13 protein-coding genes are annotated in these 11,391 nt (G+C 61.0%); 8 read left to right on the forward strand and 5 right to left on the reverse strand.

From position 1 onward, the window contains the following. Positions 1-22: 22 nt before the first annotated feature. Genes FFT87_RS03135 through FFT87_RS03155 form a run of 5 tightly spaced genes read left to right on the forward strand, consistent with a single transcriptional unit; the run spans position 23 to position 5,397 of the window. On the forward strand, positions 23-1,108 hold the full coding sequence (locus tag FFT87_RS03135) for a sugar ABC transporter substrate-binding protein (RefSeq protein WP_219949913.1): 1,086 nt from the start codon (positions 23-25) through the stop codon (positions 1,106-1,108). Positions 1,109-1,135: 27 nt separating this feature from the next. After that, entirely contained in the window at positions 1,136-2,389 is a 1,254-nt protein-coding gene (locus tag FFT87_RS03140; RefSeq protein WP_219949914.1) for an ROK family transcriptional regulator, read from the forward strand. Between the two features lie 16 nt (positions 2,390-2,405). Further along, positions 2,406-3,323 carry a hypothetical protein gene (locus FFT87_RS03145; protein WP_219949915.1) on the forward strand — a complete coding sequence of 306 codons (918 nt, stop codon included), beginning with the start codon at positions 2,406-2,408 and terminating at the stop codon, positions 3,321-3,323. Between the two features lie 41 nt (positions 3,324-3,364). Beyond that, positions 3,365-4,168: an ATP-binding cassette domain-containing protein gene (locus FFT87_RS03150; RefSeq protein WP_219949916.1), complete on the forward strand. Its 804-nt coding sequence runs from the start codon at positions 3,365-3,367 to the stop codon at positions 4,166-4,168. Then, a complete protein-coding gene (locus FFT87_RS03155) occupies positions 4,165-5,397 on the forward strand; it encodes a sugar ABC transporter permease (protein WP_219949917.1) in 1,233 nt (410 codons plus the stop codon). The genes FFT87_RS03150 and FFT87_RS03155 overlap by 4 nt, the downstream gene beginning before the upstream one ends. 80 nt (positions 5,398-5,477) lie before the next feature. On the opposite strand, the gene FFT87_RS03160 is transcribed toward FFT87_RS03155, so the two are convergent. The 3 genes from FFT87_RS03160 to FFT87_RS03170 all read right to left on the reverse strand — a co-directional run bounded on the left by FFT87_RS03160 (position 5,478) and on the right by FFT87_RS03170 (position 7,632). Further along, positions 5,478-6,578 (reverse strand): CU044_5270 family protein, encoded by a 1,101-nt coding sequence (locus FFT87_RS03160; protein ID WP_219949918.1) that lies wholly within the window; start codon positions 6,576-6,578, stop codon positions 5,478-5,480. Beyond that, positions 6,544-7,125, reverse strand: coding sequence for an RNA polymerase sigma factor (locus tag FFT87_RS03165; protein ID WP_255560032.1), 582 nt, complete (start codon positions 7,123-7,125; stop codon positions 6,544-6,546). The genes FFT87_RS03160 and FFT87_RS03165 overlap by 35 nt, the downstream gene beginning before the upstream one ends. A gap of 213 nt (positions 7,126-7,338) precedes the next feature. Beyond that, entirely contained in the window at positions 7,339-7,632 is a 294-nt protein-coding gene (locus tag FFT87_RS03170; protein ID WP_219949919.1) for a hypothetical protein, read from the reverse strand. Positions 7,633-7,813: 181 nt separating this feature from the next. On the opposite strand from FFT87_RS03170, the gene FFT87_RS03175 reads away from it, so the two are divergent. The 3 genes from FFT87_RS03175 (at position 7,814) to FFT87_RS03185 (ending at position 9,469) form a co-directional block, all read left to right on the forward strand. After that, a complete protein-coding gene (locus FFT87_RS03175) occupies positions 7,814-8,626 on the forward strand; it encodes a shikimate 5-dehydrogenase (protein ID WP_219949920.1) in 813 nt (270 codons plus the stop codon). Positions 8,627-8,765: 139 nt separating this feature from the next. Further along, positions 8,766-9,011 carry a hypothetical protein gene (locus FFT87_RS03180; protein ID WP_219949921.1) on the forward strand — a complete coding sequence of 82 codons (246 nt, stop codon included), beginning with the start codon at positions 8,766-8,768 and terminating at the stop codon, positions 9,009-9,011. After that, a complete protein-coding gene (locus FFT87_RS03185; protein WP_255560033.1) occupies positions 9,008-9,469 on the forward strand; it encodes a DUF6176 family protein in 462 nt (153 codons plus the stop codon). Before FFT87_RS03180 ends, FFT87_RS03185 begins: the two co-directional genes overlap by 4 nt. Before the next feature lie 4 nt (positions 9,470-9,473). Here the strand turns inward: FFT87_RS03185 and FFT87_RS03190 are convergent, their stop codons facing one another. Next, positions 9,474-10,025 (reverse strand): imm11 family protein, encoded by a 552-nt coding sequence (locus FFT87_RS03190; protein ID WP_219949922.1) that lies wholly within the window; start codon positions 10,023-10,025, stop codon positions 9,474-9,476. Positions 10,026-10,062: 37 nt separating this feature from the next. Next, positions 10,063-11,199: a methyltransferase gene (locus tag FFT87_RS03195; protein ID WP_219949923.1), complete on the reverse strand. Its 1,137-nt coding sequence runs from the start codon at positions 11,197-11,199 to the stop codon at positions 10,063-10,065. Positions 11,200-11,391 lie beyond the last annotated feature (192 nt).

Raw genomic sequence — 11,391 nt, forward strand, 5'->3', positions numbered from 1 at the left:
CCACACTTCGGAAAGGACCAGCATGCGCACCAAATTGCTTGCTATCGCCGCCGCAGGGTTGCTCGTCACCGGCTTGGCCGCGTGCAGCGACGGTGGCGGAGACGCCCCGAACAATGATTCAGAGCAGGTCGGCAAAATCGCCGTGCTCCTGCCCGACTCCAAGTCGTCACCGCGTTGGGAAACCGCGGACCGTGTGTTCTTCGAACAGGCATTTGCTGCAGCCGGCCTCACCGAAGAGGACTACATCATCAGCAACGCCGAAGGCGATGCATCCGTGCAGACCAGCCAGGCCGACCAAGCCATCACCGATGGCGCCACCGTGCTCGTGCTCGTGAACCTCGATAACGGGTCAGGCTCCGCGATCATCGACAACGCGCAATCACAGGGCGTCACGGTCATCGACTATGACCGCCTCACGGTTGGCGGTAACGCTGACTACTACGTGAGTGGAGACGCCACCGCGGCCGGAGTGTTGCAGGGCGAAGGCCTTGTCGAGGACCTCGCCGGTATCGATACTCCCCGTGTTGCCATCCTCGATGGTGCTCCGACTGACTCCTTCGCCACCGACCTCGCTACGGGCTACGGCTCAGTGCTCGACCCGCTGTTCGAATCGGGCGAGTTCGAGAAGGTTGACCAGCAAGCAGTCAAGGGCTGGGACGGTGCCACCGCGTTGACGATGTTCGAGCAGATGCTCACCGCAGCGAGCAATGACATCGACGGGGCTATCGCCGCCAATGACACGCTCGCGAATGCGGTTGTGTCCGCTCTCAAGTCGCAAGGTCTGGGAATGATCCCGGTTAGTGGCCTCGACGGAACCATCCCGGCGCTCCAGCACATCCTTGCAGGCGAGCAGACCTTCACCGTCTACTTCTCCTACGGAACACAGGCGAAACTTGCCGCTGACCTGGCGGTGCAGTTGCTGAACGGTGAAGAGCCGACAGGAATCACCGCAGAGGTCGATAACGAGGGAAAGACCATCCCCGCGATGATGATCGACCCGGTCACCGTGCGAGCCGACAACATTGAGGACACCGTGATTGCGGATGGCCTCATCACGTGGGATGACATCTGCGTTGGTGAGTACGCTCAGTACTGCCCAGCAGGCTGAACGACTCCCTCTAGCTAAAGGAACACCATGGTGCGGACCACGATTACGGCAGACTCTCCGAGTTTGATGCGTCGACTCAACACGGTAGCGGTGTTGGGCTCGATCCGTGATCGTGGTCCCATCTCACGCCCGGCCCTCGCTCGCGAGACCGGACTATCCACCCCAACGATCGCTCACATCGTCGAGTTGCTGCTCGACAAAGGCTACGTCGACGAGGTAGATTCCTCGCCAGACCACGGACCAAAACGACCCGGCCCGCGAGCGAAATTGCTCAGTTTCCGGGCGACCCTCGGCTATGTAATCGGCATCGACACCGGCGCGGATAACTCCGCCGCGAAGCTGGCAGATCTCTCGGGCAAGGTCGTCGCCGAAGCCCGAATTCAGCACACGCAACCCGTGCGCAGCGAAGATGTTCTGAACACCATCCGAGCCGTCACAGCTCACGTTCTCACTGAGGCTTCGGTCTCAGCCAGCGACCTGCACGCCATCACCATCGGCACGCCTGGCGTCGTCGACCCGAGCACCGGAAAAATCTCTCTCGCGCCTCAAATTCAGGGCTGGGACGGGCTCGACTTAGCCACCGAGCTGAGTGACCTCGCCGACTGCCCCATCGTGATTGAAAACGAATCGCATCTCTCCCTTCTTGCCGAGCGATGGATGGGCCGGGCTCGCGACGCTGTCGACGTGATTTTCGTACAGCTAGGGATTGGCATCGGAGGCGCCATCCTCATGGGAGGCAAAATCTATCGCGGCAGCAACGGCGCCGCGGGAGAAATCGCTTATCTCGTAACCGGCGGCGAAGACGAAGATGTGCCTCCGGAGTCATCCGCCGGCGCCTTCGAATGGTTCGCTGGTGGGCAGGCTTACCGTCGCCACGGAATGCGGGTCGCCGCAACGGATGCCGGAGCACTGCTCCTAGAACTTGCCGGGGGAAACCCTGAGGGGGTCACCGCCCGGATCGTCTTTGACGCGGCAGCGCAGGGAGACCCTGCAGCACTCGAGATCACTTCGATGCTCCTCGCCCGGCTCGGCCGCGGGCTCGCCAGTATCGCGACAACGTTGAACCCCGAACTCATTCTGATTGGTGGCGGAATTACGAATGCCGGAGAGGTTGTGCTGCAGCCCATCCGCGATGTCATCGAAAACATCACCCCGTACCCGCCCGCTATCGCCCTCAGCGCTCTCGGAGATGACGGAACCGCACTCGGTGCCGTTCGTCGTGCCATGGAAGTCGCCGAGGAAACCACTTTCTCTTTTCTCACCGTGAAACAGAACCAGTAATAAGGAGATTCTCGCCATGAGCTTCAGCTATTCTGCCTCGACCTTCCTGCCGTTCCGCGACATGGAAGCCTGCATAGCGGCGCGGAAGATCACGCGCGAGGAAATCACCCAGCACGCCAACCCTGACTTTCGCATCCGAGTTGAAGATGACAAGACGGCGTTCTATCAAGCGTTCGCCAATGATCTGGTTGACCGGATTCGCGAGGCTCGCGATGAGAGCCGAGATTTTGTGGGCATTCTGCCCGTCGGACCAGTGCCGCAGTATGCCGAAGCGGCGCGCATCATTAACGAGGAACGACTGAGCTTGGCGCACGTGCGTACTTTCAACATGGACGAGTATGCGAACGAGCACGGCGAGACCGCACCGCCCGAATGGGAAGGATCGTTCCGCACCGCCATGTGGCAAAACTTCTTGGGACGCATCGATGAAGATCTTCGTCCGAAGGAAGAGAACATCCACTTTCCGAGCACGGCCAACATCGGTGACTATTCGACGATGATCGAGGATGCCGGCGGCGCCGACGTTTGCTACGGCGGCATCGGATGGAGTGGCCACATCGCCTTTTGGGAGCCCCAACTCGGCGCCGAATTTGACGGTGACCTCGACGCCTATCGTGCCGCCCCCGGGCGCATCGTTGAGCTCAACCCGATGACCGTTATGCAAAACGCGTTGCACTCTTTCGGTGCCGACTGGTCGTGGGTGCCACCCATGGCAGCCACTGTCGGGCCGAAAGATATTCTCGGCGCAAAGCACCGTTCATTCTGGCTCGACGGCTACCTCGGAGGCGGGATCTCCTGGCAGCGCTTCATCGCACGGCTTGTCGCGCACGGCCCGGTCAACGAATTTGTCCCCGGATCGTTCCTTCAAGAAACGCGCTGCGACTACACAATGCTTGGCGAAGTCGCAGACAACGTCGAAATCGCGATGTCCTAAGCACAGCCTCGAAACGACTACCTCAAAATGACTACCTCGAAATGACTTCTTCGATCGGAAAGGGAACCATGACCGCAACGCCAGCGCTCGAACTCAAGGGCGTTTCCAAGCAGTTTGGTGCCGTGCAGGCGCTGTATGACGTCGACCTCACTGTCAGCCCCGGCGAGATTGTGGCCCTGGTGGGCGACAACGGTGCCGGAAAATCGACGCTGATCAAATCCATCGCGGGCATCCACCCCCTCAGTAGCGGTCAGATCCTGTGGAAGGGCAAACCGGTGACGGTGCGTTCCCCGCGGCACGCAGCGGATCTCGGCATTGAGGTCGTTTACCAGGATCTGGCGTTGGCCGACAACCTCGATGTCGTCGAGAACATGTTTCTGGGGCGTGAGGTGCTCACCAAGACATTCCAACTCGATCGCACAGACATGGAACGTCGCGCGCTGGCGGTGCTCGATCAACTGGGAGTAACGACCATCCGATCGGTGCGTCAGAGCGTCGCCGGTCTCTCGGGAGGACAGCGCCAATCCGTCGCCGTCGCAAAAGCGGTGATGTGGAGTGCGCAACTGGTGATCCTCGACGAACCGACCGCGGCTCTCGGCGTAGCCCAGACGCGGCAAGTTCTTGAGCTGGTGCGTCGCCTCGGCGAGCAAGGTCTTGGAGTCATCCTGATCTCCCACAACCTGCACGACGTCTTTGAGGTCGCCGACCGCATCGTGGTGTTGCGGCTCGGTCAGAACGTCGCCGAATTTGATCGGCGCAGTGTCACGCAGACCACCGTCGTTGAAGCAATCACCGCCGGCGGCCTCTCCACCGTCCCCGGCCAGAATGAGGAGACCCTGTCGTGAGCGCTGCACCTGTCACCAAAAATTTGGCCCCGGTCCCCGAGCCGGTCACTCTTCGCCAGTACGCCAGCAACTGGTATTTGGGCCTGCGCAACGGAGAGCTGGGCTCACTGCCCATCGTTATCGGGCTTCTCGTGATCGCTGTCGTGTTCCAGTCGATGAACAGCAACTTTCTCACGGCCGGCAACTTCGTCAACCTGATGGTGCAAGGCGCCGCCATGGCCACCATCGCCATGGGGGTCGTTTTTGTGCTGCTCATCGGCGAGATTGACCTGTCGCTTGGCTACGTCTCCGGGGTGGGTGCGGTACTCACCGCCCTTTTCTTGCTTCCGGATGGCGTTCAGCTCCCCACCGGGGTTGCGCTCGTCGGTGCTGTTTTCGCTGGCGCTCTCATCGGCCTCCTGCACGGCCTACTCATTACGAAACTGAAGATCCCCTCGTTCGTGGTGACGCTCGCGGGATTCCTAGGCTGGAATGGTGTGGTCTTGCTGCTCATCGGCAGCCGCGGATCAATCATCATTCAAGACAAGACTGTCGTTGGCCTGGCGAGCGAGTTCCTGCTGCCGGCCATCGCGTGGGGTCTTCTGGCGATCTGTGTTCTCGCCTACGGTGCAGCGCAACTGGTGCGCCGAGCCCAGCGTCAGAAGAACAGCCTCGCAGTCGACCCGCTGTCGATTATCGGGTTGCGGGTAGGCGCGCTCGCCGTGTTTGGCGGGGCAATCGTGCTGGTCTCGAACCTCAGCCGCGGTATTCCTTACGTCTTCGTGCTGGTCGGAGTGCTCTTTCTGCTCTGCACCTTCGTTCTCACCCGAACAAAATTTGGAATCTGGGTTTACGCGATTGGTGGCAGCATCGAGGCGGCTCGTCGCGCCGGTATCAACACCGACCGCGTGCGCATCATTTGCTTCATGATCTGTTCATCAATGGCCGTGACGGGCGGGATCATCCTGGCTTCACGACTGCGCTCCGTCGATAGCAATGCGGGCGGTGGCTCATTGTTGCTCTACTCAATTGCGGCAGCAGTGATCGGCGGTACTTCGCTGTTCGGTGGTCGCGGTAGCGCCCGTTCGGCGATTCTGGGTGCACTTGTTATTGCCGCGATCGACAACGGACTCGGCCTGCTTGGCCTCGGCTCCGGCGAGAAATTTGTCATCACTGGACTCGTACTTCTCGCGGCCGTTGCGGTCGATGCACTCTCGCAGAAGGGTCGGGTTCAGTCGGGCAAGGGGTGACCCCAGCGAAATGCATGTTCTTATCGTCGGCCAGCGCGCGATTAATGACAAGTGCTCGGGAAAAGGATTTCGGTCACGAGTCAGTCGGTCTGCGGCCTATCGGGGTCAGTGCAAAAGCCACTGCCGAGGCCGTTCAGCGGTTCGCCGCCATTGCCGCACAGCGAGCCGCCTGTGGGCGCCTCATCGACCACAGTTGTGGTGATCGCTGTCCACCCGATAACTTCTCCCGCAAACACCGGCACGAACTTGCTGTCGACAAGCTGGACAATGCGCTCGCCGATGAGGAGCCCCGTATCCGGGTCGATGATGATTTCATGGAGAAATCCATCGCTTTCTTCCCGGCCGAAAGCGACTCCGGTTCGACCGTTGAGTGTGGCTGCCTCATCGGTGATTTCAACGCCAGGAATCCCCGCCGCGGCCCGATAAAGCGCGGCACGAAGCTCCGCCGGAACCACGCCGGTGCGCAGCGTCGCGGAGATGAACTCGAATGCTTGCCCGTCGGCGCTCACCCCGTGACCAGCGGTAACCCGATAGATGTAGTTGAGCAGCCGCTGGGGGTCGCGCGGCAGCTCATCCAACCTCCAGTCGCGTGGTTTCGAATTGTCGAAACCGCCGAATGGTGCCCGGCTGATTTCCTCTTCCTCGAAGCCTGCCCGGGCAGACTCCTGCGCTTCCTCTTCGAAGCCCTCACCGAAGACCTTGATCGCTGCTCGTGGTTCGGATACGCGCACCCACTCGTCTGAATTGTCGGCAGGAATATACAGTTGTGAGTTTTGGGTTCCTAGATAGGCAAAGTGCTCCCACTCCGCGGTCTGCACTCCCGTCCTAAAGACCGCCTCGGTGTCGACCTTCAAGTATTGCCCCGCCCCGACGACGGGATCGGAATTCTCTATAGCGGCGGCGGCGGCATCGCTTAAGGCGGACGCGGCAGCAGCATCCGCCCCACCTTGCCAGCCAGCCAAGCCGAGCACGTCGGTGAATACGAGAGTGGTCACGAGCGCGCCGGCGGCAAGCGCGGAAACGCCGCTAAACAAAGCGATGCGCTTGCGGGGGTTGGCTCTCGCGATCGCTGGTTGCGCCGCAATGTGCTCAATTAGGGCTCGGCGGCCGCGACGGACCGCGTCGATCGATGGGTCAGCGACATCGTTACCGAATGCTCGGAGCTGTTGAAGTTCGTCCACGATCCACCTCCTGTGCTGGCGTGATGCCAGCGGATAGGCGCAGCACTCGCCGCGCGCGATTGAGACGTGACCGAACAGTCCCGACGGGAATGCTCAAGGCGAGTGCAACGCCCTCATAGTCGAGGTCGCCCCACGCGTACAGCAGCAGCGCATCCCGGTCGCGAGCAGGCAGCTTGCGAATCGCTCCCGCCAAAGCCCGAACGGAGAGTTCTGCGTCGAGGCGATCATCGTGATTCTCGACGACCGTCGCTGGTGGCCCAGAGGCCACAACCGCGCGCAAGAACCGCGCCTCAGAACCCCGATGTTTGCGGATCAGCACCGTCGCGATTCCGAGCAACCACGGCAAAGCGCTCTCGAAGGCGCTATCGAAGCGGTTTCGCCGCTCGAAAGCCACCAGAAAAGTTTCGGCCATGATGTCATCCGCTGTGTCAACGCCCGCTCGCCGTGCGGCATACCGATAGACGGTCGTCGCATGGCGGTCGTACATCTCCGCAAAGACCGCAGGGTTATCCCACGACCTCCAGATGATCTCGTTATCGCTAGTCACACTAGGTATTGCTCCCTAGCTTGAATTAAGTTCACGATTGGCTCCTCGGGCGAGCGTACCGCAGCCATCTTTCCTGCGGAGCGTGCTCCAGTAATGCCATAGAAGTATCAGTTGTGCGCTCTAACTGATGCTTCTATGGCATTACTGCGACGTCTCGTGACACACAGCGTGAGGCGAAGTGCGTGATGCGTTGGTAACGCTGACTTGGTGCGCTCAGGCGTTGTCATTCACATGAATGACTATTCTGCCGTCGGCGAGATCGGGCAGTGCGTTGTCGTCGTCGCTGTCTGGGGCGGGAGCGGGGATCGATTGTTCAGCTTCCCACAGGAGATGCGCGGAGTATGCCGTGGGATGAAAAACTTCGTCGAAGGGGGCGATGAATCCACCCGACATCCGCTTTCGGGGACTCGTTTCACTCTCTCGAGCAATCTCCCATTTTCGCCAAAGCGGCCACAAACCGGGCAAGACGACAACGAGTACACCGATGATTGCTAGCGTGATCCCCATTACGTCACGATAGTGCTGTAGTCCGCAGTTTGCGCTGACGGTGAGAAAAAATCCGGGATTGGGTTGAAGCCGTCGGGTGTGGGCGGGTCGAGGTTTCGCAGTCGCCGCTGGCAACCTACATCCGTCCCCGCCGCCGTGCTGAGCACGGGATACTCGTTCAAGCCGCGACCATAATGGGTCAATGCCGATCCTGAATAAAGACATGACGCTGTGCATCTCGTTGGCCGCGCGGCCCTCCAATCTCGGCACGCGCTTTCACAACTATCTGTACGAAGAGCTCGGCCTGAACTTCATCTACAAAGCCTTCACGACGAGCAACATTGAGGATGCCATCGCCGGGGTCAGGGGCCTGGGCATCCGGGGTTGTTCCGTTTCGATGCCGTTCAAAGAGGCAGTGCTTGAGCTTGTGGATGTTGTCGAGCACTCCGCCGCGGCGATCGAGTCGGTGAACACGATCGTGAACAATGACGGCGTGCTTACGGCATCCAACACCGACTATGAGGCCGTGGCCGACCTGATCGCACGCCACCAGCTCGACCCGTCTTCGTCAGTGCTGGTTCGCGGCTCGGGTGGCATGGCCAAAGCGGTCGTCGCCGCCTTCCACGGTGCCGGCTTTGCTGATGTGACGGTGCTCGCCCGCAACGTGGAGGCTGGCGAAGCAATCGCCACAAAGTATGGCTACCGCGCCGTGAGTGTCGATCCGCAGCCCGGCCACGCGGTGATCGTCAACGTGACTCCGCTCGGGATGGCGGGAGACGCCGCCGACGAACTCGCGTTCACGCGCGACCACATCCACGCCGCGCAGACGGTGTTCGACGTGGTGGCGTTCCCAGCCGAGACTCCGCTCATTCGGGCCGCCCGGGATGCCGAAAAACTCGTCATCACGGGCGCCGAAGTCATCGCGCTCCAGGCCGCGGCGCAGTTCGTTCGCTACACCGGAGTTACGCCGACGCCCGAGCAGATCGCGCGTGCTTCGGCCTTCTCGCGGGAGTAGTCGCAAGAACGCTAGTGTCTCGTCGGCAGGTGCGATGTGGACGCCGCAGACAACTCGCTCCCGGAGTGGTAAATTGCTCATGTTCGGCCACCGCTATCAAACGCGTTGCGGTTTCAATGAGCAATCAGTGAGGGAACTCATGACAAGTGCAAGGGAAAAGCTCAGGCGCTTCTTGTCGCCATGGTGGGCCGTGGCGTGGTTTGTTGCGGCCATCGTGTGGCTGACTGGGCTTAACATTCTCTATATTGAGGGCGGCGCCACCAACGACTTGTTGGGATTCATCTCCATAGTCCCGATCTGGTCACACACGATCTACGTCGTCGTTCGAAGCGCGCGGCGCCGTAAGAGTGTGGCGAAATCGCCCGACGAGGTAGATCCCGCGTGACGGAATCTGATGACGCTGAGCCGTCAGGCTCCCAGTTCACGCCGCACCCGCGAGATTTCGAGGGCTTTGAGATGCCATCATCCGTTCCGCCCGGTATGCGCCTCGAGCTAAGCCGTGCTCCTCTGAAACCCGGGCAAGAGCCGGTTTTTGAGGAATGGATGAACGAGCTCAACGATCGCTATGATGAGCACGAAGCAGCGGTGTCAGCTGAGCGCCAGATCTTTGAAGCCACGTTTAAAAGCACCGAAGCGGATGGCCAAGTGTGGATCTACCACCTCAGTCTCATGGGCACGGCGGGTGACCCCCTCGACGAGCAGCTCCCCATGGGGGCGGATCACGCAGCGTATAGCCGACGTGCAAAAGAACCTGGCTGGGAGGAGCTCGAGCCCAAATTCATGCTCACTCCGAACCACCTCCGCGAGCAGATGGAGAAGTGGGCAGCGACTGGAACCGCGTGAGGAACTACGGCCCTACTCGCAGCTTCATGTACATGAGACCGGTGCATCCGGCGCTCTTGAGGTCATCGACGACGCGTTCTGCGAGTACGAACGTCATGGCTTTAGCTCCCATGATCGTGACCGCGTGCGATGCCAACTTCGATGCCGAGAGTACATAGCGGATCGGAAGTCCGTTTGGGCCGAACGTGGAGTGCTCGTGGTCGTAGAGATCGAGCTGTTGAGGGAAGTGCGGGACCCAGTGAGGCTGTTCGATCCCGTTGGGACCGATGACCGTGCCCGGCAACCACTGGATCTCATCATCCACCGTTTGGTGTGACTCAAGAATATCTTTCATCCTTTGGCTCACTACGCGCACGCCATCGGCCGCCACCACGATGTCGCCGGGTGGATGCTCGGAGTTCGGCCAAGTCCAGCGAAGGTCGGGAATCTCAGTGAGCCGACCTAGTCGCCGAAGTCTCCTACTGAAATCGAAGTCGTGGTTAACAGGGTCGGCGACGCGAGACGCATCACCGGTGGATTTCCACGTGACCTCAAAGTAATTCTTCTGCGGTTCCATCGCTACCTCCATCGGCGTTTATCGAAGTGCTGCAGCGCTACGCTCGCACCGACACCGTCACGGTGAACTTGCTGTTGCGTCCGGCCTGGCGGGTGGGGCCGACGGTGCGGTTCAGGAAGTCGCGGTACCCGAGATGGGTGTTGAAAACTACCCACAGTTCTCCGCCGGGTTTGAGCACGCGGCGGGCGTCAGCCAGCATCCGCAGAGCAACACCCGCGTGCACAGTGGCTCCCGTGTGGAAGGGCGGATTGCACACGATCAGATCAGCACTGGCTGTCGGCCGTTCGGTGAGGGCGTCTTCGCGCGCAGCCTCAACTCGCGTTCCGACACCGTTGGCGTCGGCTGTTTCGCGGGTCGATGCTACGGCGGCACTGGACTGGTCAACGGCAACCACGTGCAGGTCGGGGCGGGCGAGGGCGAGCGAAACGGCGAGCACCCCGGTGCCGCTGCCGAGGTCAACTGCGGTGGCGGCATCCGTCTTCATCTCAGGCAAGAACGTCAACAAGAATCGCGTGCCCATGTCGAGGGCTGCACCGGCGAAAGCTCCACCGTGGGCGCTGACCGTTAACTCGTCAACGGGAAGTTCTGGCTCCCGCAACACCGACGTGACCGGGTAGCGAGCTTCTTGAGCCTCGCGCTTTGCGCCCAAGGAGGTGAGCGTGCGGGACTTCTGACGCCCACGGCCCGCGTTCACATCGTCGAAGGAGCGACCGAGCACCTCATTCATCGCCAACGTCATGTGCTTGATGCGGCCACCCGAAATCACGGTCACGTCAGGCGACGCGAAGCGGGCAATAGCCTGGGCCCATTCATCCAACTCGGCCAGGCTGCGCGGCAACTGCATCAACACGAGCCGGGCACCCTCGAGCAACTCGGCGCCCAAAGCGTGCGAGCTGTAGTGCGGGGCGAGGTCACCCGCGTTCTCGGCTAGAGCAAGCTCCGACACCAACGAATCTTGGAACACGCGGATGCCGCGACAGTTGTGCATCGTGGCGGCCCCGAGCGTGAGTGCTCCATAGTTGTCACCCATCACCACCAGTTCGCCCGGCTGGATGTCGGCCAACTGCGGAGCAGCCTCGTCAAGAATGAGACGGTCGCTGGCATCCACCGCAAAAAGGTTGGGGGCTTCCACGTCGGGCCAACGTCGCAGAGTGGCGAACAGGTGCTCAGACATGGGGACTCTTTCGGTGGCGAGGCACCGCAAACAACGTGTGCGGCAGAGCCTCAAGCGTAGCCGAGCGCCCTGCGGCCACCCTTAACCCAGAAAGCGAGCAGCCCCGGCACTAGGTGGGGCCACTCGCTCACGGGAATCTAGTTGTAGCCGCGTGTGATGTGGGGCTCGTCAACGCACAGAGGGCATTCCTCT

This window comes from Salinibacterium sp. M195, from assembly GCF_019443965.1.
Lineage (GTDB): Bacteria > Actinomycetota > Actinomycetes > Actinomycetales > Microbacteriaceae > Rhodoglobus.